Raw genomic sequence first — 26530 nt, 5'->3', positions numbered from 1 at the left:
GCAGGTGTCGGTCACGAGGCGGAGTACACCACGAGCCCGATCACCGGATCAACTCGACGTCACGATGTGGACGATGGGGAGACCGCGGTCGGCTTCAGCGCGACCGCGCCCCCGCGTCGGCCCGCGCGCCCGCGCCGTCCCCGCCCTCCTCCGCCGCGGCGGGACCGCCGAGCACCGCCTCCGCGGCCGTGTACAGGTCCGCCGGGCGGACCCCGTTCAGCGCGGTCACCAGGTGACCGTCGGGGCGCACCAGCAGCACGGTGTGGGCCGCCGCTCCCGGGTAGCTCTCGGCGACCAGCAGTTCCGCACGGTGCGGAAGCGCCGCGACCGCCGCCGCCAGCCGGGGCATGATGCCCGCCGACACCCAGTGCCTGCGCTCCCACACCCCCGTGCCCGGCGCGATCAGCACCACCAGCAGCGCACCCCGGCCGAGCCGGTCCCGCAGCCGGACGAACGTGCCGTCCTCGGCCGTGACCCGCACGTCCGTCACCGCGGCCCCGAGCGCCGTCCCGACCGGTGCCGCGCCCTCGAGCGGGCCCGGTGCGAGCGGGGACCCCGCGTACGTCCCCGGCGCGCCCAGGGCGCCACGCCCCAGGTGGCCGTCGGTCAGCAGCGTGTCGTGCCCCCGCGCGGAGCCCGGGACGTAGGAACGCAGCCCTCCACCGCCCCGCAGCAGGGGCAGCGCCTGGTCGGCCGCGCGCAGCCGGGCGGCGACGATCGCCCGGCGCTCGGTCTGGTAGCTGTCCAGCAGCGCCTCGTGGGGACCGTGGTGCCACGCCAGGGCCAGTTTCCAGGCGAGGTTGTCCGCGTCGCGCAGTCCCTCGTCCAGCCCGTGCGTGCCCAGCGCGCCGAGCAGATGGGCCGCGTCCCCGGCGAGGAACACCCGGCTGGCCCGCCAGCGCCGGGCCAGCCGGTGGTGCACGGCGTGCACACCGGTGTCCAGCAGCTCGTACGGCGGGGTGGGGCCGCCGCCCCAGCCGGCCAGGGTCTCCCGGATCCGGGCCAGCAGCAGCTCCGGCGTGACCAGGTCCTTGCCCGGCGGCAGCAGCCAGTCCAGCCGCCACACCTCGTCCGGCAGCGGCCGCGCGGTGACCTCCCCGGCCGAGGGACCCGACGTGCGCCACGGCGGCGACCGGTGCAGCAGTGCCTCGTCGTACCAGGGAAGATCGGTGCGCAGGGCGGCCACGGCATGACGTTCCACCGCGGTGCGGCCGGGGAAGCGGATGTCCTGCAGCTTGCGCACCGTCGAACGCGGCCCGTCGCAGCCGACCAGGTAACTGCCGCGCCACCAGGTGCCCGAGGCGCCCCGGGTGCGGGCGGTGACGCCGGAGGGCTCCTGCTCTATGGTGTCCAGCCGGCTCTCCACGGCGACCTTGACGAGCCGCTCACCCGCGAGCGCCGTGCGCAGGGCGTCGGTGAGGACGTGCTGGGCGATGTGCAGTGGAGCGGGATCGGTGTCGGCGAAGGCGACCTCGTACATCACCTGCTTGCGCCGTACGGACCGCCATCCGGCCCAACGGACACCGGCATGCGCGAGCGGTACGCCGGTCAGCCGCTCCACGAGCGCGGCGGTGTCCTCGCGCAGCACGACCGTGCGCGCCGGACGGGGCTCGTCCTTGCCCGGTCCCTCGTCGAGGACCACGCACGGTACCTCCTGACGTGCCAGCGCCAGTGCGAGCGTGAGCCCGACGGGCCCCGCTCCGACGACGATCACCGGGTCCACGGCGCGGCGCCCCCTGCCCGGAGTGACGTCCGAAGGAACGTGGTGGAACAGGAAGATGGAGCAGGGTGCACGATCACAGAACGTATGCAACCTATTGCCGGTGCTTGCGTCAAGTGACCGAAGGCCGGTGGCGATCATGAAGGGGGCGGGCGTCCGTCACACAGGTCGACAGTTCCTCACAGGAGCCCGGCGCGTACCGCTCCGCGGCACCACCGGGACCGGCCGGCGACCGGCATGAGTGTGGCCCGCCGGATCCCGGCGGGCCACACCCGTGACGTACGACAGCGCTGCCTCAGACGGTGCCGCCCGCACCGGTTCCGTAGGTACCGCCCACCTTGCCCACGTTGAGGTCGTCGACGTCGTCCGCCCCGAGCACCGCACCCGTGCTGCGCTTGCTGCGGCGCAGCCGGCCCTCGAGCCAGGAGGCGAACGAGGTGAGGAGGAAGTTGAGGACGATGAAGACGACCGCCACCACGATGAAGCTGGGGATGACGTTGGCGTAGTTGGCCGCCAGCGTGGCGCGCGAGTTCAGCAGCTCGGTGAAGCCGAGCATCACGCCGCCTAGCGCGGTGTCCTTCACGATGACGACCAGCTGGCTGACGATCGCCGGGAGCATCACCGTGACCGCCTGCGGCAGCAGGATGCTGCCCATCGTCTGGCTCTTGCGCAGGCCGATCGCCTGGGCGGCCTCCGACTGTCCCTTGGGGAGGGAGAGGATGCCGGCCCGGACCACCTCGGCGAGCACCGAGGCGTTGTAGAGCACCAGACCGGTGACGACCGCGTACAGGGGCCGGTCCTCACTGGTGACGCCCGTGGACCGGGCGAAGAACTCGTTGGCGAACAGCATCAGGAGCAGCACGGGGATGGCCCGGAAGAACTCGACCACCGCGCCGGCCGGAACCCGCACCCAGCGGTGGTCCGACATGCGGGCGATGCCGAGGACCGCGCCCAGCGGGAGCGCGATGACCATGGCGAGGCTCGCCGCCTTGAGCGTGTCGGCCAGGCCCGGCAGCAGGTACGTCGTCCAGGCCTCGGACGTGGTGAAGGGCTTCCACAGCGACCACTCCAGCTGGCCTTTGTCGTCCATCACGCCCCACACCCACCACAGCGCCAGGGCGAGCAGGGCGAAGAAGAGCACCGAGAGCAGCAGGTTGCGCCGCTTGGCCTTCGGACCGGGTGTGTCGTAGAGAACAGAAGTCATCGCTTCACCGCCAGGCGCTTGCTCAGCCAGTTGAGGAACAGGCCGGTGGGCAGGGTCAGGACCACGAACCCGAAGGCGAAGACCGCGCCGATGAGCAGCGTCTGTGCCTCGTTCTCGATCATGCCCTTCATCAGGAACGCGGCCTCCGCCACACCGATGGTGGCCGCCACGGTCGTGTTCTTGGTCAGCGCGATCAGCACGTTGGCCAGGGGGCCGATCACCGAGCGGAACGCCTGCGGCAGCACGACGAGCCTGAGGACCTGGCCGAAGTTCAGCCCGAGGGCCCGCGCCGCCTCGGCCTGTCCGACCGGCACCGTATTGATGCCGGAACGGATCGCCTCGCACACGAAGGCGGCGGTGTAGGCGACGAGACCCAGCACGGCCAGGCGGAAGTACATGAGGTCGAAGTCGTCCCGGGCGCCCATCGTCACGCCGAAGATGTCGGCGAGGCCGAGCGACGTGAAGACGATGATGACCGTCAGCGGGATGTTCCGGACGAGGTTCACGTAGGCGGTGCCGAAACCGCGCATCAGCGGTACGGGGCTGACCCGCATGGCGGCCAGCAGGGTGCCCCAGACCAGGGACCCGACGGCCGAGAAGACGGTGAGCTGCACCGTGACCCAGAAGGCACCCAGCAGGGACGGGTCGTCATAGTTTGAAAGAAAGTCGAACACGATCTCCCGCGCTTCCGGGTGTGTGACGTAAGGGGCGGACGGGACGCGCCGCCGCCGGACAGGCCGGGGGCGGCGGCACGTCGGCGGATCCCCGCGTGGGCCGCGGGGATCCTTCGTCGGCGGAGTCCCGCGTTACTTGACGATCTGGCCGATCTTCGGGGCCTGCTCGTTCTTGTAGTTCGCCGGGCCGAAGTTCTCCTCGACGGCCTTCTGCCAGGCACCGTCGCTGACCATCTTCTCGAGCGCCTTGTTGACCTTGTCCACGGTCGCGGTGTCGCCCTTCTTGACACCGATGCCGTAGTTCTCGTTGCTCAGCTTCAAGCCGGCCAGCTTGAACTTGCCCTTGTACTCGTCCTGGGCCGCGTAACCGGCGAGGATCGAGTCGTCGGTGGTCAGCGCGTCCACCTGGCCGTTCTGCAGCGCGGACAGGCACTCCGAGTAGCCACCGCGGTTGCTCAGCTGGGCCTTCGGCGCGAAGTCGTTCTTGACGTTCTGCGCGGAGGTGGAGCCGGTCACCGAGCAGAGCTTCTTGTCGTTCAGGTCCGTGGCCTCGGTGATGTCCGAGTCGGACTTGACCAGCAGGTCCTGGTGGGCCAGCAGGTAGGGGCCGGCGAAGTCGACCTTCTGCTTGCGCTCGTCGGTGATGGAGTACGTCGCCGCGATCAGCTTGACGTCCCCGCGGGAGAGGGCGTTCTCGCGGTCGGCGCTCTTGGTCTCGACCCACTCGATCTGGTTCGGCTCGTAGCCGAGCTCCTTGGCGACGTAGGTCGCCACGTCCACGTCGAAGCCGCTGAAGGAGCCGTCCGGCGTCTTCAGGCCGAGACCGGGCTGGTCGTACTTGATGCCGATCTTGATCTTCTCGCCGCCGCCCGAGGAGGACGAACCGCCGTCACCGCTGTCGTCGCCGCCACAGGCGGTGGCGGTCAGGGCAAGGGCGAACACGGCGGCCGAGGCGGCGGTGACCTTGCGGAGCTTCATGGTGCACATCCTTTGACTGGTGAAATGACGCGGTCCGGTCCAGGGCCGGTGACGCGAGTCCTCGGGGCGCGGGGTGCGCCGTCAGTGGTGAAGGATCTTCGACAGGAAGTCCTTGGCACGGTCGCTGCGCGGGTTGCTGAAGAACTGATCCGGCGAAGCCTGTTCGACGATGCGACCGTCTGCCATGAACACCACCCGATTGGCGGCCGAACGGGCGAAGCCCATCTCGTGGGTGACGACGATCATCGTCATCCCGTCCCGGGCGAGCTGCTGCATGACCTCCAGCACCTCGTTGATCATCTCCGGGTCGAGGGCCGACGTCGGCTCGTCGAAGAGCATGACCTTGGGTTCCATCGCCAGGGCGCGCGCGATGGCGACACGCTGCTGCTGGCCGCCGGAGAGCTGCGCGGGGTACTTCTCTGCCTGCGCGCCCACGCCGACCCGGTCGAGCAGGGCACGCGCCCGCTCCTCGGCCGCCTTCTTGTCCTTCTTGCGGACCTTGACCTGGCCCAGCGTCACGTTCTCGAGCACCGTCTTGTGCGCGAAGAGGTTGAAACTCTGGAAGACCATGCCCACGTCGGCCCGCAGCCGGGCGAGCTCCTTGCCCTCGTGGGGCAGGGGCTTGCCGTCGATGGTGATCGAGCCGGAGTCGATCGTCTCCAGTCGGTTGATGGTGCGGCACAGGGTGGACTTGCCGGACCCGGAGGGTCCGATGACCACGACGACTTCGCCACGGGCGATCGTCAGGTCGATGTCCTGGAGTACGTGCAACGCGCCGAAGTGCTTGTTGACGCTCTTCAGGACGACCAGATCGCCGGTCGCGGCCACATCTTCCTTGGCCACCGATACTTCGGTCATCGCTCTCAGGCTCCGTCCTCCTCGGTTTCGGAGGACAGTAGTAACCCGTCAGACGTGCGTCATTACATCTGAGGGGAATCTGAGCATCACGATCCGATAGCAATCGGACACCTGTCGTAGCACTTGTGAGCAGGGGTGATTTCGGCGGGGTAACGGTACGGAAGCGCAACCGGAACCCTCTTGACGCCGTCCTCCTCCATCGGCATGACTGCAAGGTGCGACACACGCCTTCACGCGTAGTCCACACCGAAAGACCGAACGGCCGATGAACCGAAGGGGGCCCTGGTGAGACTGCTTCTTGTCGAGGACGACAACCACGTCGCCGCCGCCCTGTCGGCGGTCCTCGCGCGGCACGGGTTCGACGTCACCCACGCGCGCAGCGGCGAGGAGGCCCTCCAGGCGCTCGTCCCCGAGGGCAACGGCTTCGGCGTGGTCCTGCTCGACCTGGGGCTGCCCGACCAGGACGGCTACGAGGTGTGCGGCAAGATCCGCAAGCGCACGGGCACCCCGGTGATCATGGTCACCGCGCGCTCCGACGTCCGCTCCCGCATCCACGGCCTCAACCTCGGCGCCGACGACTACGTGGTCAAGCCGTACGACACCGGGGAGCTGCTCGCCCGGATCCACGCCGTCAGCCGGCGCAGCGTGTCCGAGGAGGCCACGGGCAGCACGGAGACCGAGCTGCGTCTCGGCCCCGTCCGCATCGAGCTGCCGACCCGCCAGGTCAGTGTGAACGGCGCGGTCGTCCAGCTCACCCGCAAGGAGTTCGACCTGCTCGCCCTGCTCGCCCAGCGGCCGGGGGTGGTCTTCCGCCGGGAACAGATCATCAGCGAGGTGTGGCGCACCAGCTGGGAGGGGACCGGACGCACCCTGGAGGTGCACGTCGCGTCCCTGCGCTCCAAACTGCGCATGCCCGCCCTCATCGAGACCGTGCGCGGCGTCGGCTACCGGCTCGTCGCGCCCGTGGCGTAGCGGGGCCGGGTGCACACGCGTCTGCTCCCGCTGCTCATCGTCCTGATGGCGGCCGTGCTGCTCGCCCTCGGCGTCCCGCTGGCCGTCAGCCTGGCCGGCGCGCAGCAGCAGAAGGTCGTCGTCGACCGGATCGACGACACGGCGCGCTTCGCGGCCCTCGCCCAGTTCGTCACCGAGCCCGCCGACCCGGCGGGCGGCAACATCAACGAGCGCCGGGAGACCCTCAGCAGCGAGCTCCGCAGCTACCACCGGGTCTACGGCATCCGCGCGGGCGTCTTCTACCGCAACGACTCACCGATGGCGCAGGCGCCGGCCGACTGGTTCCTGCCCCCCACGGGCGAGGTGCGCGACGCCTTCGAGGAGGCGCTGCTCAGCCGCCGCAGCCACGACCCCGAGCAGGTGTGGCCCTGGCAGCGGCGCAGCCTCGTGGTGGCCTCCCCGGTCATCCGGGACGGCGACGTCGTCGCGGTGGTGGTCACCGACTCGCCCACCGGGCAGATGCGCGCGCGCATCCTGCACGGCTGGCTGGTCATCGCGGCGGGTGAGGCCGCCGCGATGCTGCTCGCAGTCGGAGCGGCCCTGCGGCTGGCCGGCTGGGTGCTCAGGCCCGTGCGCGTTCTGGACGCCACCACCCACGACATCGCCACCGGGCGGCTGAAGTCCAGGGTCGCGGCGGCCGGCGGACCACCGGAGCTCAGACGGCTCGCCCGGTCGTTCAACGAGATGGCGGACAACGTCGAGAACGTCCTGGAACAGCAGCGGGCCTTCGTCGCGGACGCCTCCCACCAGCTGCGCAACCCGCTGTCCGCCCTACTGCTGCGCATCGAGCTGCTCGCCCTGGAGCTGCCCGAGGGCAACGAGGAGATCGCCTCCGTGCAGGCCGAGGGCAAGCGTCTGGCGCAGGTCCTGGACGACCTGCTCGACCTGGCGCTCGCCGAGCACAGCGAGGCCGACCTCCAGGTCGCCGACATCGGCGCCCTCACCGCCGAGCGGGTCGCGGCCTGGTCGCCCACCGCCGACGCCAAGGGCGTCCGGCTGACCGGCACCTGCCCGCCCACCACCGCCTGGGTGGACCCGGTCGCGCTGTCCAGCGCCCTGGACGCGGTCATCGACAACGCGGTGAAGTTCACGCCCGGCGGCGAGACCGTCGAGGTGACCGTCTCCTCCAACGGCGACACCGCCACCGTCGTCGTCACCGACAACGGGCCGGGACTGACCGAGGAGGAGCTGACCCGCGTCGGCGACCGGTTCTGGCGCAGCGGCCGCCACCAGAACGTCAAGGGATCGGGACTCGGCCTGTCCATCTCCCGGGCCCTGCTCGCGGCGGGCGGCGGCTCGATCGCGTACGAGTGCCACGAGCCGCACGGACTGCGGGTGACCGTGACCGTGCCCAGGAACGCTCCCGCGGGTGAGCCGGAGACTCAGGGCTTGACGGACCGGTAGTACCGGCGGGCGCCGTCGTGCAGCAGCAGCGGATCGGTGTAGATCGCGGTGCGCACGTCGACCAGCTGGGCGGAGTGGACGTGCGCGCCGATGCCGTCGCGGCTCGCGAGCACGATGCGGGTCAGCCACTCGGTGAGCCGGGGATCCACGTCCGTGCGCGTGATCAGCAGGTTGGACACCGCCATCGTCGGGACGGCGGAACCGAGCTGACTGCCCGGGTAGGCCGACTCCGGCATGTTGGTGGCGCGGTAGTGGCGCGTGGCACCGCCCTGCTCGTGCAGCTCCGCCACCAGGCCGGCGTCGATCGGCACGAACCGCAGCGCGGCCTGCTCGGCGTACGTCTTCAGGCCGTCCGTGGGCAGCCCGCCCGACCAGAAGAAGGCGTCCAGACCGTGGCCCAGCCGCCCCGGCCCGCTGTCGATGCCGTCCGAGGAGGGCTCGATGTCCGTCTCCGGATCGATACCGGCCGCCTTGAGGACCCGGTTCGCTATGAGCCGGACCCCCGACTTGGGCGGCCCTATGGCGACCCGCTTGCCGCGCAGGTCCGCGACGCCGCGGATGTCCGAGTCGGCCGGGACGGCCAGCTGCACGTAGTCGTCGTACAGGCGCGCCACCCCGCGCAGCCCCTCCGCCCCCGGCCGGTGGTTCAGCCGGTACGTCTCCACCGCGTCGGCCGCGGCGATCGCGAAGTCGGCCTGCCCGGTCGCCACCCGGCGCACGTTCTCCTGGGAGCCGTCGCTGGTCTTCAGCCGGACCTCGAGGTCGGGCATGTGCTTGCCGAGCGAGGTGCGCAGCAGCTCGCCGTACTTCTGGTAGACCCCCGCGCGGGTGCCCGTGCTCAGCGTGACCGTCCCGCCGGGGGGCTCCTGGTTCCAGGGCGCCAGCCACCACAGCAGCAGTCCGAGCGCCACGAGGGCGGCGGCCGCGCCCCGCAGGGCCCGCCGCCTGCCGATCCGGGACAGCACGTGCATGCGCGTGATCCTGCCAGCCCGGGTCCCCGCTGACCAGGGCGGAGCTCACAGGAGGCGGCCGCCGGCGGCCGCTAGGGTCACCGCATGAGTGCATCGCCCGCCGACCTGGTCCGTGAGTTCCACCGCGCCTTCGGGCTGGACGCCCGGGACACCCCGGCCGAGGTCGCCCCGGAACTGGCCGCCCACCGCGGCGAACTGCTCGCGGAGGAGGCGCGGGAGGTCGCCGAGGTGTCGGTGACCGGGCCGCTCGACCGGCTGGCGCACGAGCTGGCCGACGTGGTCTACGTCGCGTACGGGACGGCGCTGGTGCACGGCATCGATCTCGACGCCGTGATCGCCGAGATCCACCGGTCCAACATGACCAAGCGGGGACCCGGCGGCCGGGTGAGCCGGCGCGCCGACGGCAAGGTCCTCAAGGGCGAGCACTACGAGGCGCCGGACGTCTCGCGGGTGCTGCGGGAGCAGGGCTGGGCACCGGGCCGGGAGGCCTGACCGGCCGGCCGGCCGCCCGGCGAGGGCGAGAGGGCGGCACCCTCCCCGGGAAAGTCACCCGGGTGGCGCAGTGATCGCCGTACGCTCCGCCGATGACGCCGACACGGCCGTCCCCATCCGCCGCGGACGCCGTGGTGGGCATCGGGTGCGCGCCGGTGCTGTGAGCCACCGCCTGCCACCTGGCCCTGCGGGGCTGACGGGCCCGCAGGGAGGGCCTCCGGAGTCCGACCGGCGGGTGCCCCCGGGGGCGGGCTAGGCCCCGAGGTGGATGTGCGAGGCCCAGAGCAGCGGACTGCGTCCCCTGCACGCGTCGCGCAGCTGCCGGGTGGCCGTGTGGACGGCGGCGGCCGGGCCGTCCGCGAGCGACCGGTAGACCGTGCCGGCGACGGTCGCCGCCGCCTGGTCGGCGATCGGCCACAGCGTCGCCACCACGTGCGGGTACCCGGCGAGCTGGAAGGCCGACCCGATGTGGATCGCCTCGTCGGCGAGGTGCGCGCCGCCCCGGGCGGTGGAGCAGGCAGACAGGTAGGCCAGCTGGGCGTTCTCGATGCGCAGCCGCACGATGTCCAGCACCGACAGGGCGCCGTCGGCGAGGAGCAGACGGCTGGCGGACGGCTCGATCGCGTCGCTCACCGCGTGGCAGGCGAAGTGCGTCCAGCCGCCGGACCGCAGGGCGGCCAGCGTGGCGTCCCGGCCGGCCGCGGACCCGTGCAGCACGCGCGCGCCGGGCCGCAGCCGCAGCAGTTCCCCGGTCTCCGCCGTGACACCGGGCAGCGGTGCGGCCCCGGGCGTCTCGGGCAGCGCCACCACCAAGGGCTCGGCAGGCAACGCCACCCGGCGCGCCCGCGCCCGGGACCGGGCCAGCATCCGCAGGGTCGGCGTGTACGAGGACACGGTGCGGTCCAGCACCGTACGGCCGCTGCCGTCGTGGTGGTGGCCGGCGGCGTGCAGCGGCAGGAAGCTCAGCGCTCCCGTGGGCAGCCACCACAGCCGGTCCGCACGGACCTCGGCCAGGACCGGCTCGGCGATGACGTCCCAGAGCCAGCCCAGGGTGCGCGTCACGAACCGGTCGGCGGCCACCCGGTGCTCCGGAAGGTGATGACCGCCCCCGGCGAGCTCCACCGCCAGGGTGAACGCCTCGCTGCGGTCGGTGATCTCCTGGGCGGTGACGTCCGGCAGCGGAATGCGCGCGACACCGTCCGGCAGGACCACGAGGGCGGTGCAGCCGTACGCGCTGCTGTTGACGGCGACCACCGGGCTCGCCGGGGGCCCGGTGTCGGCCCGCACCGCGCCCTCGTCGCTCTCCATGGCCTGGCTCAGCAGGATGCCCCGCCCGCGCTCCAGTACGTCGACGGCCTCCTCGGCGGAGCCGCCGCCGCGCAGCACCGCCGCTGCCGCGTCGGAGGCCAGCCGGGCGAACGAGGTGAGATGGAACTCCTGGTCGTCCCGGCGCAGGTCGCGCACGGCCACACCGGGCAGCAGGTCGACCGCGAGCCGGTACGCCTCCGCCGCGCCGGTCCAGTTCCCGGCACCGGCCTGGAGCGCGGCTGCTTCCCGTGCGGCCAGACACCGGGTCACCGCGGGCAGCACGGGGGACCGGGCGGCCCGGGCGAACGCCGCGCAGGCGTCCCGCCGGTCGGCCTCGTCCCCTCCCCGGGCGAACCGCTCGCCGAGGGCCACACCGAGTTCCATCAGACGCAGCGGCCGGGACGGATCCGCCTCCGGCAGCCGGTCGACGAGTTCCCGGGCGACCTCGACGCCGCGTTCGAGCTCGGCACCGCTGCTGCGGGCCCGGGACGTCAGCCCGGACGCCAGCACCGGCGCGAGCGACGCGAGGACGGCGGTCCGGTCCGGGTGTCCCACGGGGAAGTCCGCGGCCACGGCCCGGCCGAGCAGGACGGCCTCGGCGCGCGCCCCGGCGGCGTCCGCCACGGCCGCACCCAGCCGGTGCAGGGCCAGGGCCAGCCCGACGCGCAGGGCCGCCGCCTCGCGGTGGGGCGCCGGCGGCCGGCGCAGCGCCGCCCGGTAGCACCGTACGGCCTCCCGCAGCGCCGCCGGGTCGGAGCGCCGCTCGGCGTGCAGCACCAGGGCCTCCGCGCAGGCCGCCAGCCGTCCGGGTCTGCTCCGGTCGGCTTCCGGTGTGGCGGCCAGCACGCTGCGGTGCAGGGCGATCGCCCGCTCCAGCAGCGTGCTGTCCCGCACCTGCTCGTACAGCGCCGTGAGCACCTGCGCGAGCCGTGCGTCCCGGGCCACGCCCTCGCCCGGCTCCAGGGCGTCGACGGCACGGTGCAGCAGCCGCACGTCGCCGCTGTGCCGGTACCGCAGTTCCAGCAGCCGGCCCCACTCCGCCCCGCCGTCGGCGTCCCGGCCGGCGGCGGCCTGCCGGACCGCCTCCTCCAGCAGCGCGGGACCGGGCCCGGCGGGGTCCGCGGTGAGCGCCCGTGCCAGCAGGACGTGCCGGTGCGGCAGGCCGGGGTCGCCGGGCGGGGTGAGGTCCACCGCCTCGCGCAGCAGCGCGACCGCCTCGCGCCGGTCGTCCTCGCCGCCGGTCAGCGCGTACGAGTCGAGCGTGCAGCGGGCCAGCAGCGCCAGGGGCTCCGCGCGCAGCCGGCCGGTCGTGTACCGGGGGTCCTCCGCCCCCGCCCCGAACCGGAACCCCGGCGTCTCGTCGGGTGTGGGGCCGGCCGCCCGCCGCGCGCTCGCCTCCACGGCCGTCCGCAGTGCGAGGAGGGCCTCCGTCAAGTGGCCGGTGTCCCAGGTCAGCCGGTACAACGCGTGGGCGCACTCGCCGCGTTGGCGCTGCGTCACGGCGAGCAGCGGCGATGTGGCCAGTGCGAGGGCGGCCGCCTCCCGGGCCAGCCGCAGTCCTTCGCCGAGGACCTCCACGTCGTGCTCCGAGCGCCCCCGCTCCAGCAGGTCGACGACGAGCCCGGAGAAGATCTCCGCCGCGTGCACCGCGGCGTCCGGCTGGTCGAGCAGCATGCGACGCAGGACGGCCAGGCCGACCACGACCTCCTCGGAGCCGGCGTCGCGCACCCACTGCCGTCCGAGGTGGAGGAGCGTCCTGCGGGCGTCGAGGCGCCGCAGGTACGGCGTCTCGCCCAACGCCCGGCTGAGGAGCTCGGCTGCGGGGTGGTGCAGGAAGGCGTCGCTCAGTTCGCCGTAGCCGACGACCAGCTCCCGGCCGCGCCCGCGCAGTTGCTCGCACGCGTCGTCGAAGTGCCGGACGATCGCCGCGTACTCCTCCTCCGCGTCGGCGTACTGCGGTTCCCCGAAGAGCCCGCCCAGGCGCGCGACCGCGCGATGGACGTCCTCCTGGGTCAGCGCACGGTCGTCGTCGTCCGGCCGGGTGCCCGCATCGCTCATCCCGCCTGCTCCAGCAGCAGCCGGACCGGCGCGGGCACCAGGTCCGGGTCGCCGTCGGGGGCCCGCAGCACCGCGCCGTACAGCGTCAGTGCGGTGCGCAGGTCCGCGTCACGGGTGCGCGGGTCGCGGTCCTTGTCGGCGAGCCGGTAGGCGAGCCAGCGCACCTCGGCGGCCGCCAGGTACGCCTCCACGTCCACCCCGGTGTGCGGACCGGTGAGGGCGATCGCCTCCCAGCGGGCCTCGTGGCTCAGCACGACCTGGGCGTCGCCGGTCTCGCGGTAGCGGCGCAGCCGCTCCCGCAGATCGGCCAGCAGCCGGTCGCGCATCCCGGAGTTGCCACCGATGGGGAAGCTCATGCCAGCCGCTCCAGGGCGCTCCGGTAGGTGTCCAGCACGACCTGCAGCCGCTCGCGGCGGAACCGGCCCGGTTCCCGGTCCCGTTGCGCCCGGCCCTCCGGGGTCCAGAACGCGCTGTCCGGCACGACCCGCTCCTGCCCGGGGACGAACTTCAGGATCTCCGCCATCGCGTCGACCGCTACCTGCAGGGTCCGCCGCTGCTCCGCCCGTTCCTCGGCGACGGAGGACGGGGTGACCGGCACGGAGCGCGCGACCAGGTCGGCGATGATCAGCCACTGCCCGGCGTCGATGATCTCGGACGGCTCGGGGCCGCCGTACCCGCCGGTGTTCAGCGGCCAGTCCGGCGTGCGGAAGACGAACTCCCGTCCGGCGCCGCACCCCTGACAGGTCAGCTCGTAGTGGCTGGTCCAGTAGCCGTCGCCCTGTCCGGTGCCGTGGCTGTCGTGCCGGACGGCGGCCTCACCGCACTCGCAGGCGTGCAACTCGATGTAAAGCAGGGACTCCTGGGGAGTTCGGGCCAGCGGCAGCGGCATAATCCGACTGTATCCGGTGCCGATCGTGGAAGGCAGGCCATGACCCCGTCCGTTCAGGCCGACATCGCCCGACTGTGCGGCAGGCTCGGCGTCCTGCGCACGGCGGCGGCGGACGAGGAGCGAGGAGCCGAAGTGGACCGGCTCGTCGAACGGGCCCGCCGCGGTGACACCCCGGAGCCCGAACTGAGCGAACTCCTCAGGGATCTGGGCCTGCTGTTCCTCGGCGACGCCACCCGCGAGCCGTGGCCCTGGGACGGCGGCGGCCACACCGGCGCCGAGGTGTACGCCTGCCCGGCCGGCCGCTGCGCCCGGCGCTGGGTGCGGGCGCCCGGCGTCGACATCCCCCGGTGCGACCTGGACGCGGTACGGCTGTCCCGCGTCGAGGAGGACTGACGGATGTCGGCGTTCCTCAGCGAGCTCGGCAGGCGGCTCGCGGAGAAGTGGCTGACCGCGCTCGTCCTGCCCGGCCTGCTCTTCACCGGCGCGGTCCTCCTCGCGGCGACGCTCCGCCACACCCACGCGCTGGACGTGGACTTCCTGCTGTCCCGGGCCGCCTCGTACAACCGGGACGTCCGGGGCACGGGCAGTACGGCGGTGCTGCTCGCGGTGTCGGGAGCACTGCTGGCCGCCGCCGGGGCCGGCCTGCTCGCCCAGGCCGTCGCCGTGCCGGTCCGCGTCGTCTGGCTGGGGCGGTGGCCGAGCCCGCTCGGCCCGCTGAGCAGCGCGCTGGTGCGGCGCAGAGCCGACCGCTGGCAACGACTCCAGGCGCGGTACGCGGAGGAGGTCGAACGCCCCCGACCGGACCGGGCGGTGATCGACGCCCTCGCCGCCCGGCGCAACCGGATCGCGCCGGCGCCGCCGTGCCGGCCCACCTGGATCGGTGACCGCATCGCGGCAACCGACCGGCGCGTCCACCTCGAGTACGGCCTCGATCTCACCTCCGCCTGGCCCCGGCTGTGGCTCACCGTGCCGGAGGAGGTGCGCGCCGAACTGCGCGCCGCCCGTTCCGCGCTGGACAGTGCGACCACCACCGCGGCCTGGGGAGTCCTCTACGTCCTGCTGGGCCTGCTGTGGTGGCCGGCCGCGGTGGCCGGCGCCGGCACCCTGACCGCCGCCTGGCGCCGGGGCCGCTCCGGGGCCGGCGAACTGGCCGAGCTCGCCGAGTCCACGGTCGACCTGCACGGGGCGGCGCTGGGCGCGGCGCTCGGCCTGGGCACGGCGGACGCACCGCTGACGCGGGAGCTGGGACGGCGGATCACCGCCCGGCTCCGCAAGGGGGCGTGAGCCCCGCCCGCGGCCGGTGATCACCACCTGCCCCGCGGCGGGCGGCCGTGCCCGGGCCGCGTGCACGACCGCCTACCCTTGACCCATGACCAGCAGCAGTGACCGGAGCCCGGCCGTGGACGTTCTCCCCTCCAAGACCTACGAGATCCGCACCTACGGGTGCCAGATGAACGTCCACGACTCCGAGCGGTTGTCCGGGCTGCTGGAGGACGCGGGCTACGTCCGCGCCGCCGAGGGTTCCGACGGCGAGGCCGACGTCGTCGTCTTCAACACCTGCGCCGTCCGCGAGAACGCCGACAACAAGCTGTACGGCAACCTCGGCCACCTCGCCCCGAAGAAGGCGAGCCGCCCCGGGATGCAGATCGCGGTCGGCGGCTGCCTGGCGCAGAAGGACCGCGACACCATCGTGAAGCGGGCCCCCTGGGTCGACGTCGTCTTCGGCACGCACAACATCGGCAAGCTGCCCGTCCTGCTGGAGCGCGCCCGCGTCCAGGAGGAGGCGCAGGTCGAGATCGCCGAGTCGCTGGAGGCGTTCCCCTCCACGCTGCCCACCCGGCGCGAGAGCGCCTACGCGGCGTGGGTGTCCATCTCCGTCGGCTGCAACAACACCTGCACCTTCTGCATCGTCCCCGCGCTGCGCGGCAAGGAGAAGGACCGCCGGCCCGGCGACATCCTCGCCGAGATCGAGGCCCTGGTCGCCGAGGGCGTCTCCGAGATCACCCTGCTCGGCCAGAACGTCAACGCCTACGGCTCCGACATCGGCGACCGCGAGGCGTTCAGCAAGCTGCTGCGGGCCTGCGGGACGATCGACGGCCTGGAACGCGTCCGCTTCACCTCCCCGCACCCGCGCGACTTCACCGACGACGTCATCGCCGCCATGGCCGAGACGCCCAACGTGATGCCGCAGCTCCACATGCCCCTGCAGTCCGGCTCCGACCCGGTCCTGAAGGCGATGCGCCGCTCCTACCGGCAGGAGCGCTTCCTCGGGATCATCGACAAGGTCCGCGCCGCGATCCCGCACGCGGCGATCAGCACCGACATCATCGTGGGCTTCCCCGGCGAGACCGAGGAGGACTTCCAGCAGACCCTGCACGTGGTGCGCGAGGCCCGCTTCGCGCAGGCGTTCACCTTCCAGTACTCCAAGCGCCCGGGCACCCCGGCCGCCGAGATGGACGGGCAGATCCCCAAGAAGGTCGTCCAGGAGCGCTACGAGCGGCTCGTCGCCCTCCAGGAGGAGATCTCCTGGGAGGAGAACAAGAAGCAGGTCGGCCGCACCCTGGAGCTGATGGTCGCCGAGGGCGAGGGCCGCAAGGACGACGCCACCCGCCGTCTCTCCGGCCGCGCCCCCGACAACCGGCTGGTCCACTTCACCAAGCCGGAGCAGGAGGTGCGCCCCGGCGACCTGGTCACCGTCGAGATCACCTACGCCGCCCCGCACCACCTCCTCGCCGAGGGCGCCGTGCTGGACGTGCGCCGCACCCGCGCGGGTGACGCCTGGGAGAAGCGGAACACGCAGCGGGCGGCACCGCCCGCGGGGGTGCTGCTGGGCCTGCCCAAGGTGGGCGTGCCCGAGCCGCTGCCGGCGGTCACCGGGGGCTGCGCCGTCGACTGAGCCACCGCCCGCGGAACCGCCACGCCCGGCGCGGGCACGGTGAGTAGGCTGCTGATCATGCTTGTCGCCGCCGCAGTCTGCCCCTGCCCGCCGCTGCTCGTGCCCGAGGTCGCCGCGGGCGCCGCCCCCGAGCTGGACGCCGTGCGTACCGCGTGCACGGACGCGGTCGGGGTACTCGCCGCGGCCCGGCCCGACCTGCTGGTGGTGGTCGGCCCGTCGGCCGGAACCGGACCCGAGAGCTACCCGCAGGGCACCCCCGGTTCCTTCCGCGGTTTCGGCGTCGGCCTGGACGTACGGCTGGGGCGGGGCGGGGATCCGTCCGGGCGGCAGCTCCCGCCCGGACTCGCCGTCGGTGCCTGGCTGCTGGAGAGGACCGGCTGGGCGGACGCTCCCGTCGAGGGATGCGGCGTGGGGGAGTCCCTCACGGCCGAACGGTGTGCCGCCGAGGGGGAGGCAGTCGCCGGCCGGGCGGAGCGGGTGGCGATGCTGGTGATGGGCGACGCCAGTGCCTGCCGCACGCTCAAGGCGCCGGGCTACCTCGACGAACGCGCGGCCCCCTTCGACGCGGAGGCCGCCCGCGCCCTGGGCCGCGCCGACACCGGAGCCCTGCGGGCGCTGGACACAGGCCTGGCCCGCGAGCTGAAGGTGTCCGGCCGGGCCCCCTGGCAGGTGCTCGCCGGGGCGGCGTCCGGGAACCCGGCACTGGAGGGCTCGCTGCTCCACGAGGACGCCCCGTACGGAGTCGGCTACATCGTGGCCACCTGGTCCTAGGGCGACCCACGGAGGCCGGCTCACGGCCGTGAACCGCCGGGACGGCGGCGGCCGGCCGGGGCACCCGCTGTGCGCCTCGGCCGTCCGCCGGTGTGCCGCCCGGCCTCAGGAGACGGGCGGCGGCGATCCGGCCGGCGGCGTGCCGCCCTCCCCGCCCGGACCTGCGTCGTCCTTGTGCGTGAAGCGGTCCACGGCGCCCTTGGCCTTGCCCGTACCCGACTGGATGCGGTCGCTGTACTTGCCCTTGGTCCGCTTGTCGACGGTCTCCGCGGCCTTGTCCAGGCCGTGCTGGATCCTGTCCTCGTGCTGCTGCGCGAACCCGGAGACCTTGTCCTTGGCCGGGCCGATCCTGGCCTTCAGATTGTCCAGCAGACCCATGATGTACCTTCCTCGCGGCGATCTACGTGCGGGCGCCCTCGCCGGCGTCGCTGCCGGCGGCCTCGGTCGACTGCTGCTTCGGGATGTCGACGGTCTCGGCGCCGGAAGCCCCGCCGTCCTCCGTCACCGACGGCACGGCGGTCTCCGGTGTCACGTCGGACCCCTTCGGCTCGGCGGTCCCGGCCGTGTCCTGCGCGGCCGGCCCGGACGCCGGCGCGTCGGCCCGGGCCTCGGCGGCCCGTGTCTCTCCGCCGGCCTTCGACGACCTCTGAAAAAGTCGTGCAAAAACGCCCATATCCACTCCATACGTTACTCGTGCGGGCGACATCCCGCGTGGCCCGGTGTGTCCGTTCGTGTGACCCGGGGCATCGCCGCCGTGATCCGGCGGCAGGAACCTCGCAACGGGCAACGACCCGGCCGGATCCGCGTCACGTAACCCGTTCGAGAGCGGGGTGCGAGGTTTGGGAGACTGGATCGGTGAGCAGCGCACCCCCCGCCCCCCGCGTCATCGCCGTCGTCGGTCCCACCGCGGCCGGAAAGTCCGATCTGGGCGTCTTCCTGGCCCGGCATCTCGGAGGTGAGGTCGTCAACGCCGACTCGATGCAGCTCTACCGGGGGATGGACATCGGCACCGCCAAGCTGACGCCCGAGGAACGCGGCGGGGTCCCGCACCACCTGCTGGACGTCTGGGACGTCACCGTCACCGCCTCGGTCGCCGAGTACCAGCGGCTGGCCCGGGAGCGGATCGACGCGCTGCTCGCCGACGGGCGCTGGCCCGTCCTGGTCGGCGGCTCCGGCCTCTACGTCCGCGGGGCCGTCGACAACCTGGAGTTCCCCGGCACCGACCCGGAGGTCAGGGCCCGCCTGGAGGAGGAGCTCACGCTGCGCGGCCCGGGCGCGCTGCACGCGCGCCTCGCCGCCGCGGACCCGGAGGCCGCGCGGGTGATCCTGCCGAGCAACGGCCGCCGCATCGTCCGCGCCCTCGAGGTCATCGAGATCACCGGACGGCCCTTCACCGCCAACCTCCCGGGCCACGACTCGGTCTACGACACGCTCCAGATCGGCGTCGACGTGGCCCGGCCCGAGCTCGACGAGCGCATCGCCCGCCGCGTCGACCGCATGTGGGAGACGGGCCTCGTGGAAGAAGTGCGCGCACTCCAGGCGCAAGGGTTGCGCGAGGGGCGTACGGCGTCGCGGGCGCTCGGCTACCAGCAGGTGCTCGCGGCACTCGCCGGGGAGTGCACCCTCGACGAGGCGCGCTCCGAGACCGTCCGTGCCACCAAGCGCTTCGCGCGCCGTCAGGATTCGTGGTTCAGGCGCGACCCGCGGGTGCACTGGTTGAGTGGGGCCGCGGCGGACCTCGCGGAACTTCCCCGGCTCGCGTTGTCATTGGTCGAACGACCGGTTACAGCCTGATCACGTCATGGCATCGGGACGCCCAGGCCGTCATCGGGGCCTGTGACGCCGTGCCATCATCGAGCTTCGATCGACCAAGTGGAGTCCTAGTTGGGAGGGCGCGTGGCGATGGAGGCCGGCCCTCGCGACACCGCACACGGCACCGAGCACCTCACCACCGAGCAGGGTGTGCCGGAGCAGGAAGCCGACCGTCTCAGCCCCGACGGGCCGGAGGAGACGCAGGGCGGCGTGACCGACGACGGCCCCACCCCGGAGGAGATGTTCACCGCCGGCGAAGAGGTCGAGGTGGAGCTGCGCCCGCAGCGCAGGCTGCGCCTGTGGCAGCTGGCGCCCATCGTCGGGCTCGCCGCGCTCGGCTCCCTGATGTTCGCCTTCCCGCTCGCCTTCGACTTCGGCGACAGCGGTGCCGTGATCGCCATGCTGGGACTGCTGATCTGCTCCTGCGCCGCCGGCTGGGGGATGATGGCCGCCCGCAGGGTGGGCCACACCTGGCCGGGTCTGCCGGCCCGGGGCTCCGGACGCAAGTCCGACTGGCGGGTGGTGGCCGCCTACGCCGTGATGGTCGCCGCCGTGGTGGCCCTGGCCGTCTGGCGGGTCGCCCGGCTCCGCTGACCGGCACCGGCCTGCGGCCTCCGGCGGCGGCACGCCGTCACCGGCACCCCGTACGATCGAGGAATGAGCACGCGGATCGCCTTCCTCAAGGGGCACGGCACCGAGAACGACTTCGTGATCGTCCCGGACCCCGACAACACCGTCGACCTGTCCCCGGCCACCGTCGCCGCCCTGTGCGACCGCCGCGCCGGCATCGGCGGCGACGGCCTGCTGCACGTGGTGCGGTCCGCGGCCCACCCCGAGGCGAGGTCGATGGCGGCCGAGGCCGAATGGTTCATGGACTACCGCAACGGCGACGGCTCGATCGCGGAGATGTGCGGCAACGGCGTGCGGGTGTTCGCGCGCTACCTCGAGCGCGCCGGGCACGTGTCCGCGGGAGACGTCGCGGTGGCCACGCGCGGCGGCGTGAAGACCGTGCACATCGCCAAGGAGGGGGACATCACCGTCGGCATGGGCCGCGCGCTGCTCCCCGCCGGTGACGTCACCGTGAGCGTCGGCGGGCGCAGCTGGCCCGCCCGGAACGTGAACATGGGCAACCCGCACGCCGTCGCCTTCGTGGACGACCTCGCCCACGCGGGCGATCTGCTCACCCCGCCCCCTTACAGCCCGGCCGCCGCCTACCCGGACGGGGTGAACGTCGAGTTCGTCGTCGACCGCGGACCGCGTCACGTGGCGCTGCGGGTGCACGAGCGCGGAGCGGGCGAGACCCGTTCCTGCGGCACGGGGGCCTGCGCGGTCGCCGTGGCCGCCGCCCGCAGGGACGGCGCCGACCCGGCCCGCACCGGCACCCCCGTGACGTACACCGTGGACGTGCCCGGCGGCACCCTGGTGATCACCGAACGGCCCGACGGCGAGATCGAGATGACCGGACCCGCGGTGATCGTCGCCGAGGGCGTGATCGAGACGGAGTGGCTGGAGAACGCGCTCGGCTGAACCGGGGCGCGGGCTCGGTTTTCCAGTCCCCGGCCCACCCGGTGTAACGGAACCGCAGGGCCGGCGGGTCTCCCGGCTTCGGGATCACGGCGAACCGCCGACCCGATGGCGTGAAAGCGACCTCCACCCGCCCTTCGCTCGATGGAGTGATCCGTTTCACGCTCGGCCGGAGGCGGTCGGCCCGGCGGGGTCCGGCTCGGTAGCATCAAGCACCGGCCCGGACGGGGGACGAACCCCGTCCCCTGAGCCCGAGTCCGCCCTGGGGCACACCGTCCGCCGGTCCACGCAGCCGGAGGTGCCCATGAACGCGGAGGCCGTGAATCCCGCGACCCCAGGCCCTGCGACATCTGGTCACGTCGCACCCACGGGATCACGCAGGAAGGCCCGCCCCCGGCTCGACCTGCGCCGCCTCGGCCGCGCCGCGCTGCTCGGCACCACCGCGCGGGACCGGCTCCCCGACGCCATCGGGCACGTCGTCGACGCCCACCGCGCCCACCACCCCGACGCCGACCTCGACCCCCTGCGCCGCGCCTACGTGTTGGCCGAGTCCTCGCACCGGGGGCAGATGCGCAAGAGCGGCGAGCCGTACATCACGCACCCGCTCGCCGTGACCCTCATCCTGGCCGAACTCGGCGCCGAGACGACGACGTTGACCGCGTCCCTGCTCCACGACACCGTCGAGGACACGGACGTGACGCTGGATCAGGTGCGCGAGCAGTTCGGCGAGGAGGTGCGATACCTCGTCGACGGCGTCACCAAACTGGAGAAGGTCGACTACGGCGCCGCCGCCGAACCCGAGACCTTCCGCAAGATGCTCGTCGCCACCGGCAACGACGTCCGCGTGATGTCGATCAAACTCGCCGACCGGCTGCACAACATGCGCACCCTCGGCGTGATGCGCCCCGAGAAGCAGGAACGCATCGCCCGGGTGACCCGGGACGTCCTCATCCCGCTCGCCGAGCGCCTCGGCGTCCAGGCGCTCAAGACGGAACTGGAGGACCTGGTCTTCGCGATCCTGCACCCCGAGGAGTACGCGCACACACGTGACCTGATCGTCCGCAACGCGGCCCGCGCGGACGACCCGCTCGCCGAGGTCGCCGACGACGTGCGCAAGGTGCTCCGCGAGGCGGACATCACCGCCGACGTCCTGATCCGCCCGCGGCACTTCGTCTCCGTGCACCGGGTGTCCCGGAAACGCGGACCTCTGCGCGGCGCCGACTTCGGCCGCCTGCTGGTGCTGGTGAACGAGGACGCCGACTGCTACGGGGTCCTCGGGGAGCTGCACACCTGCCTGACGCCCGTCGTCTCGGAGTTCAAGGACTTCATCGCCGTACCGAAGTTCAACCTGTACCAGTCGCTGCACACCGCCGTGACCGGAGCGGACGGCCAGGTGGTCGAGGTCCTCATCCGCACCCACCAGATGCACAAGGTCGCCGAGGCGGGAGTCGTCGCCCTCGGCAACCCGTACGCCGCCCCGGAGGAGCAGTCCGCGAGCGACGGCGAGCGCGTCGACCCCACCCGGCCCGGCTGGCTCTCCCGGCTCCTGGACTGGCAGCGGGCCGCGCCCGACCCCGACACCTTCTGGTCCACCCTGCGCGAGGACCTCGCCCAGGACCGCGAGATCACCGTCTTCCGTCCCGACGGGGGCACGCTGGGCCTGCCCGAGGGGGCGACCTGCGTGGACGCCGCCTACGCGCAGTACGGCGAGGACGCCCACGCGTGCATCGGAGCCCGGGTGAACGGCCGGCTGGCCACGCTCAGCACCGTGCTGAAGGACGGTGACACCGTCCAGCTGCTGATGGGCCAGGACGCGGCCTCCGAGCCCTCCAGGGAGTGGCTGGAGCACGCGCACACCCCGGCGGCGCGGATCGCCATCCAGCGGTGGCTGACCGCACACCCCGCACCGGACGACGCGGCCGCGGCGCACCCGGACGCCTCCTCCCGGGCCCGCTCCGACGACGACCCCGCCCCGCCGCCGTCGCCGGACGTCCCGGTGGCCGCGCCCGGCCGTCCCGCCGCCGCCCAGGTCCTGACCGACCGGCCCGGCGCGCCCGTCCGGCTGGCCGGCTGCTGTACGCCCGTACCGCCCGACGAGGTGACCGGGTTCGCCGTGCGCGGCGGAGCGGTGACCGTGCACCGCGCGCAGTGCGCCGCGGTCGCGCGGATGAAGGACGTGGGACGGGCCGAGGTCGGTGTCCGCTGGGGAGAGGGCGCCGAGTGCCGGGTCACCCTGGTCGCGGAATCCTTCGTCCGGCCGCATCTGCTCGCGGACCTCACCGAGGCCATGGCCCTCGAAGGCGCCGAGATCGTCTCCGCGACCGTCGAACCGCCGGACCGGCAGCAGGTCCGGCACACCTACACCGTCCAGCTGCCGGACGCCGCCCGCCTCCCCGCCCTGATGCGCGCCATGCGTGACGTGGCCGGTGTGTTCGACGTGAGCAGGGCCCAGCCGCAGACCTCGGGCGCCTGACGGACCGGGCGGCCGAGCGGTGTGACGGATCGATCGGGTGGGCCGGAAGCGCGCCGTCACCGTCCTCCCCGCGCACGCCGGCAGCCGTGGGGCACGCCGCTCACGCCGCGGGCAGCCGCGTCCCGCCGCCGGAGGGCGGCCACGGCGCTGCTCGCCTCCGCCGCCCCGGCCACCCGCGAGGGCGGACCTCCGCCGGCGGGACGAGCCCCGCGCGGGCGGCCGGTGCCGCCCGTGCATCGACCGGGCCGGGCCGGGAATAACACGATGACGAGACGAGCCGTACCGTGCGACCATCGTCGGGTCCGCACAGCGAGGGCACGGGAATCTCCCGGGCCGCCCGGACGTTGTGCACAGTGACGGAAGGTCCCGCGGACCGGTTCCGTCGCACACGGTTCACCGACGACGTAAGGACCCAATGACCTCCTCTTCTTCCCCTTCCCAGGACACCAAGCGTTTCGCGCACAGCCATCCCGAAGGTCTTCGGGCCGATGCCCTGATGGAAGAGGACGTCGCCTGGAGCCTCGAGACCGACTCGGACCGGGACGGCGACCAGTTCGACCGCTCCGAGCGGGCGGCCCTGCGCCGTGTCGCCGGCCTCTCCACCGAGCTCGAGGACGTCACCGAGGTCGAGTACCGGCAGCTCCGCCTGGAGCGCGTCGTACTCGTCGGGGTGTGGACCTCGGGGACCGTGCAGGACGCGGAGAACTCCCTGGCGGAGCTCGCTGCCCTCGCCGAGACGGCCGGCGCCCTCGTCCTCGACGGCGTGATCCAGCGCCGCGACAAGCCCGACGCCGCGACCTACATCGGCTCCGGCAAGGCCGAGCAGCTGCGCGACGTCGTGCTCGACACGGGCGCGGACACCGTCATCTGCGACGGTGAGCTCAGCCCCGGCCAGCTCATCCACCTCGAGGACGTCGTCAAGGTCAAGGTCATCGACCGTACGGCCCTGATCCTCGACATCTTCGCCCAGCACGCCAAGTCCCGAGAGGGCAAGGCGCAGGTCGCGCTCGCACAGATGCAGTACATGCTGCCGCGGCTGCGCGGCTGGGGTCAGTCGCTGTCCCGGCAGATGGGCGGCGGCAAGGGCGGCGGCCTCGCCACCCGCGGCCCCGGTGAGACCAAGATCGAGACGGACCGGCGGCGGATCCGCGAGAAGATGGCGAAGATGCGCCGTGAGATCGCGGAGATGAAGACCGGCCGCGAGATCAAGCGCCAGGAACGCCGGCGCAACAAGGTGCCGTCCGTGGCCATCGCGGGCTACACCAACGCGGGCAAGTCCTCGCTGCTCAACCGTCTCACCGGCGCGGGCGTCCTGGTCGAGAACGCCCTGTTCGCCACCCTCGACCCGACCGTGCGCCGGGCCGAGACCCCGAGCGGCCGGCTGTACACGCTGGCCGACACCGTCGGCTTCGTCCGGCACCTGCCGCACCACCTCGTCGAGGCGTTCCGCTCCACGATGGAGGAGGTCGGCGACGCCGACCTGATCCTGCACGTGGTGGACGGTTCGCACCCGGTCCCCGAGGAGCAGCTCGCCGCCGTGCGCGAGGTGATCAGGGACGTCGGCGCCACCGGCGTGCCCGAGATCGTCGTGATCAACAAGGCGGACGCGGCCGACCCGCTGGTCCTCCAGCGGCTGCTGCGGGTGGAGAAGCGCTCCATCGCCGTCTCGGCCCGCACCGGCCGGGGCATCGAGGAACTGCTCGCCCTCATCGACAACGAGCTGCCCCGCCCCTCGGTGGAGATCGAGGCGCTCGTGCCGTACACCCACGGCAAGCTGGTCGCCCGCGCCCACGACGAGGGCGAGGTGATCTCCGAGGAGCACACCGCGGAGGGCACCCTGCTCAAGGTCCGGGTGCACGAGGAGCTCGCGGCGGAACTCGCGCCGTTCGTTCCCACTCCGGCCGGCTGACCCACCCGGTAACGGCCAAGGCCCTCCCCCCGCTCGTCGCGGGGGGAGGGCCTTCGCGTGCGCCCGGGTCACCGGCCGCCGTACGTCTCGCTCATGTGGCACCGACGAACAGCGCGCCGCGCGCCGGTGTCCGGGTCAGGTCCGGGTGCGCGGCGGCCCCGGACCTGACCGGCGGTCACCGACCGGCGAACTTCCCGCTGACCGCGTCGAACACGCCCTTGGCCTCCTCACCGAGGCGGGGACCCGCCAGCCAGCCCGAGGTCACCGGGCCGATGGAGGTGTTGGACACCAGCGCCGGCTTGCCGTCCGAACCGGTCGCGACCCAGCCGCCACCGGACGAACCCGCCGTCATGCTGCACCCGATGCGGTACATCGTCGGGTCGTTCGCGGCGAGCGACAGCCGGCCGGGCTTGTCCGCGCACCGGTACAGCGTCTGCCCGTCGTACGGCGCGGCGGCCGGGTAGCCGGTCGCCGTCATCTCCTCCATGTCGGGCACCGCGGGGGCGGCGAAGTCCACCGGGAGCGCCGAACCGACCGTCTCCTCCAGCGACTTGCCGTCGCCGCCCTGCTCCGGCGTCACATGCATGACCGCGAAGTCGTACGAGGCGCCGTCACCGCCGGTGGCGCCGCCCTGCTCGATCCACTGGTCCGAGGTCTGCACCCAGTCGCCCCACCAGACACCGTACGGAGCGACCTCCTCCTCGGAGGCGCCCTCCAGCTCCTGCGCCGACCTGCCCGCGTCGTTGTACGACGGCACGAAGGCGATGTTGCGGTACCAGCCGCCCTTCTTGCCGGCGTGCACACAGTGGCCCGCCGTCCAGACCATGTTGGACTTGCCCGGGTTGGCCGGGTCCTGCACCACCGTCGCCGAGCAGACCATCGTGCCCTCGGGGGAGTCGAAGAACACCTTCCCGGCCTCGGGCGCGTTGGTCCGGTACGACGCCGGGACGGCCTCCGCCCGCACCGGCTCCGGCGTGGGGTCGGTCACCCCCTGGTCGCCGGAGATGTCGCTCTCGTCGACCTCCTGCTCCGGCTCCTCGGCGTCCCGCATGCGGTCCGGGTTCCACAGGTCCTCGATGATGGGATTGACGTAGTCCTGCGCCTCACGCAGCCAGTCGTCCCTGTCCCAGTTCTTCCAGGCGCCGTCCCGCCACTTGTCGATGTCGATCCCGTGCTCCTTGAGCCGGTCCCTGATGTCGGACGGGATCTTCAGCTTGCCGTCGTCGGCGGCGGCGGTCGCGGAGGCGTCGGCGCTCACCTCGGTGTCGCCCGAGCCGCAGGCGGTGACGGTGAGGGCGAGCGCCGAGACGAGGGCGACGGAGGCCAGTACGGGGGAGGTTCGGCGCCGGGCCCGCCCCTCTCGGCGAACGGTGGACGACGGCCGTATGGATCGCATGATCTGACTCCCCCTGGAATGAACGAACATGGTGCTGCGGCCGTCCTCACACCCGGGACCGCGCGGAGTTCGCGGGCGCTCCCACGGCCGCCGGGAACGGCATCACACACTATGCGCTCGCTGTGGGGGACGTCCGACGGAACGGCAACGGTTAGGCTACAAGCCACCTGACCTGGCCGGTC

General features: G+C 73.0%; 24 protein-coding genes. 12 read left to right on the top strand and 12 right to left on the bottom strand.

Annotation, left to right across the window (positions count from 1 at the left end; translation table 11 throughout):
• Positions 1 to 94: 94 nt before the first annotated feature.
• The 5 genes from IE118_RS13670 to IE118_RS13650 form a co-directional block, all read right to left on the bottom strand.
• On the bottom strand, positions 95 to 1723 hold the full coding sequence (locus IE118_RS13670; protein WP_189558109.1) for an FAD-dependent monooxygenase: 1629 nt from the start codon (positions 1721 to 1723) through the stop codon (positions 95 to 97).
• Positions 1724 to 2015: 292 nt separating this feature from the next.
• Positions 2016 to 2924, bottom strand: a complete 909-nt coding sequence (locus IE118_RS13665; protein ID WP_189558108.1) for an amino acid ABC transporter permease — start codon at positions 2922 to 2924, stop codon at positions 2016 to 2018.
• Positions 2921 to 3598, bottom strand: coding sequence for an amino acid ABC transporter permease (locus IE118_RS13660; RefSeq protein WP_189558106.1), 678 nt, complete (start codon positions 3596 to 3598; stop codon positions 2921 to 2923). Before IE118_RS13660 ends, IE118_RS13665 begins: the two co-directional genes overlap by 4 nt.
• 132 nt (positions 3599 to 3730) lie before the next feature.
• Positions 3731 to 4576: a glutamate ABC transporter substrate-binding protein gene (locus tag IE118_RS13655; protein ID WP_189558104.1), complete on the bottom strand. Its 846-nt coding sequence runs from the start codon at positions 4574 to 4576 to the stop codon at positions 3731 to 3733.
• Between the two features lie 81 nt (positions 4577 to 4657).
• Complete coding sequence (locus tag IE118_RS13650; RefSeq protein ID WP_189558102.1) at positions 4658 to 5434, bottom strand: amino acid ABC transporter ATP-binding protein; 777 nt, start codon at positions 5432 to 5434, stop codon at positions 4658 to 4660.
• A gap of 285 nt (positions 5435 to 5719) precedes the next feature.
• Between IE118_RS13650 and IE118_RS13645 the strand changes: the two genes are divergently transcribed.
• Together IE118_RS13645 and IE118_RS13640 are read left to right on the top strand one after the other, a co-directional pair.
• Positions 5720 to 6406: a response regulator transcription factor gene (locus tag IE118_RS13645; RefSeq protein ID WP_189558099.1), complete on the top strand. Its 687-nt coding sequence runs from the start codon at positions 5720 to 5722 to the stop codon at positions 6404 to 6406.
• A 9-nt stretch (positions 6407 to 6415) separates the two neighbouring features.
• Positions 6416 to 7849, top strand: coding sequence for a sensor histidine kinase (locus IE118_RS13640; RefSeq protein ID WP_189558097.1), 1434 nt, complete (start codon positions 6416 to 6418; stop codon positions 7847 to 7849).
• On the opposite strand, the gene IE118_RS13635 is transcribed toward IE118_RS13640, so the two are convergent.
• Positions 7828 to 8820: a TAXI family TRAP transporter solute-binding subunit gene (locus IE118_RS13635; protein WP_189558095.1), complete on the bottom strand. Its 993-nt coding sequence runs from the start codon at positions 8818 to 8820 to the stop codon at positions 7828 to 7830. The genes IE118_RS13640 and IE118_RS13635 overlap by 22 nt on opposite strands.
• Positions 8821 to 8904: 84 nt before the next feature.
• Between IE118_RS13635 and IE118_RS13630 the strand changes: the two genes are divergently transcribed.
• On the top strand, positions 8905 to 9312 hold the full coding sequence (locus IE118_RS13630; protein WP_189558094.1) for a pyrophosphohydrolase domain-containing protein: 408 nt from the start codon (positions 8905 to 8907) through the stop codon (positions 9310 to 9312).
• Between the two features lie 252 nt (positions 9313 to 9564).
• Here the strand turns inward: IE118_RS13630 and IE118_RS13625 are convergent, their stop codons facing one another.
• Genes IE118_RS13625 through IE118_RS13615 form a run of 3 tightly spaced genes read right to left on the bottom strand, consistent with a single transcriptional unit; the run spans position 9565 to position 13567 of the window.
• Positions 9565 to 12678: a CHAT domain-containing protein gene (locus IE118_RS13625; RefSeq protein WP_189558092.1), complete on the bottom strand. Its 3114-nt coding sequence runs from the start codon at positions 12676 to 12678 to the stop codon at positions 9565 to 9567.
• Positions 12675 to 13034, bottom strand: coding sequence for a hypothetical protein (locus IE118_RS13620; RefSeq protein ID WP_189558090.1), 360 nt, complete (start codon positions 13032 to 13034; stop codon positions 12675 to 12677). Before IE118_RS13620 ends, IE118_RS13625 begins: the two co-directional genes overlap by 4 nt.
• Positions 13031 to 13567, bottom strand: a complete 537-nt coding sequence (locus tag IE118_RS13615) for a hypothetical protein (RefSeq protein WP_189558088.1) — start codon at positions 13565 to 13567, stop codon at positions 13031 to 13033. Before IE118_RS13615 ends, IE118_RS13620 begins: the two co-directional genes overlap by 4 nt.
• Positions 13568 to 13606: 39 nt before the next feature.
• On the opposite strand from IE118_RS13615, the gene IE118_RS13610 reads away from it, so the two are divergent.
• From IE118_RS13610 to IE118_RS13595, 4 genes are all read left to right on the top strand, one after another.
• Positions 13607 to 13960: a hypothetical protein gene (locus tag IE118_RS13610; RefSeq protein ID WP_189558087.1), complete on the top strand. Its 354-nt coding sequence runs from the start codon at positions 13607 to 13609 to the stop codon at positions 13958 to 13960.
• Positions 13961 to 13963: 3 nt separating this feature from the next.
• Complete coding sequence (locus IE118_RS13605; RefSeq protein ID WP_189558085.1) at positions 13964 to 14851, top strand: hypothetical protein; 888 nt, start codon at positions 13964 to 13966, stop codon at positions 14849 to 14851.
• Between the two features lie 85 nt (positions 14852 to 14936).
• Positions 14937 to 16463, top strand: coding sequence for a tRNA (N6-isopentenyl adenosine(37)-C2)-methylthiotransferase MiaB (gene miaB, locus IE118_RS13600; RefSeq protein WP_189558083.1), 1527 nt, complete (start codon positions 14937 to 14939; stop codon positions 16461 to 16463).
• A gap of 57 nt (positions 16464 to 16520) precedes the next feature.
• The gene (locus IE118_RS13595) at positions 16521 to 17234 is read left to right on the top strand and encodes a class III extradiol dioxygenase subunit B-like domain-containing protein (protein ID WP_189558081.1); all 714 of its coding nucleotides are present in this window, start codon (positions 16521 to 16523) and stop codon (positions 17232 to 17234) included.
• A 105-nt stretch (positions 17235 to 17339) separates the two neighbouring features.
• Here the strand turns inward: IE118_RS13595 and IE118_RS13590 are convergent, their stop codons facing one another.
• Positions 17340 to 17612, bottom strand: coding sequence for an antitoxin (locus tag IE118_RS13590; protein ID WP_189558079.1), 273 nt, complete (start codon positions 17610 to 17612; stop codon positions 17340 to 17342).
• A 22-nt stretch (positions 17613 to 17634) separates the two neighbouring features.
• Positions 17635 to 17766 (bottom strand): hypothetical protein, encoded by a 132-nt coding sequence (locus IE118_RS34610; protein WP_308431836.1) that lies wholly within the window; start codon positions 17764 to 17766, stop codon positions 17635 to 17637.
• A 323-nt stretch (positions 17767 to 18089) separates the two neighbouring features.
• Between IE118_RS34610 and miaA the strand changes: the two genes are divergently transcribed.
• The 5 genes from miaA to hflX all read left to right on the top strand — a co-directional run bounded on the left by miaA (position 18090) and on the right by hflX (position 24952).
• Entirely contained in the window at positions 18090 to 19028 is a 939-nt protein-coding gene (gene miaA / locus IE118_RS13580; RefSeq protein WP_189558075.1) for a tRNA (adenosine(37)-N6)-dimethylallyltransferase MiaA, read from the top strand.
• Between the two features lie 108 nt (positions 19029 to 19136).
• Positions 19137 to 19640, top strand: a complete 504-nt coding sequence (locus IE118_RS13575) for a hypothetical protein (RefSeq protein WP_189558173.1) — start codon at positions 19137 to 19139, stop codon at positions 19638 to 19640.
• A gap of 63 nt (positions 19641 to 19703) precedes the next feature.
• Positions 19704 to 20573, top strand: a complete 870-nt coding sequence (gene dapF / locus IE118_RS13570) for a diaminopimelate epimerase (protein ID WP_189558073.1) — start codon at positions 19704 to 19706, stop codon at positions 20571 to 20573.
• 301 nt (positions 20574 to 20874) lie between these two features.
• Entirely contained in the window at positions 20875 to 23043 is a 2169-nt protein-coding gene (locus tag IE118_RS13565) for a RelA/SpoT family protein (protein WP_189558071.1), read from the top strand.
• A 415-nt stretch (positions 23044 to 23458) separates the two neighbouring features.
• Positions 23459 to 24952 carry a GTPase HflX gene (gene hflX, locus IE118_RS13560; RefSeq protein ID WP_189558070.1) on the top strand — a complete coding sequence of 498 codons (1494 nt, stop codon included), beginning with the start codon at positions 23459 to 23461 and terminating at the stop codon, positions 24950 to 24952.
• 175 nt (positions 24953 to 25127) lie between these two features.
• On the opposite strand, the gene IE118_RS13555 is transcribed toward hflX, so the two are convergent.
• On the bottom strand, positions 25128 to 26348 hold the full coding sequence (locus IE118_RS13555; protein WP_189558069.1) for a trypsin-like serine peptidase: 1221 nt from the start codon (positions 26346 to 26348) through the stop codon (positions 25128 to 25130).
• Positions 26349 to 26530 lie beyond the last annotated feature (182 nt).

It is taken from the genome of Streptomyces pilosus (genome assembly GCF_014649835.1).
GTDB classification, from domain to species: Bacteria; Actinomycetota; Actinomycetes; order Streptomycetales; family Streptomycetaceae; genus Streptomyces; species Streptomyces pilosus.
Note: the sequence above shows the minus strand (reverse complement) of the source record. Positions and strands in the feature narration are given on the sequence as shown.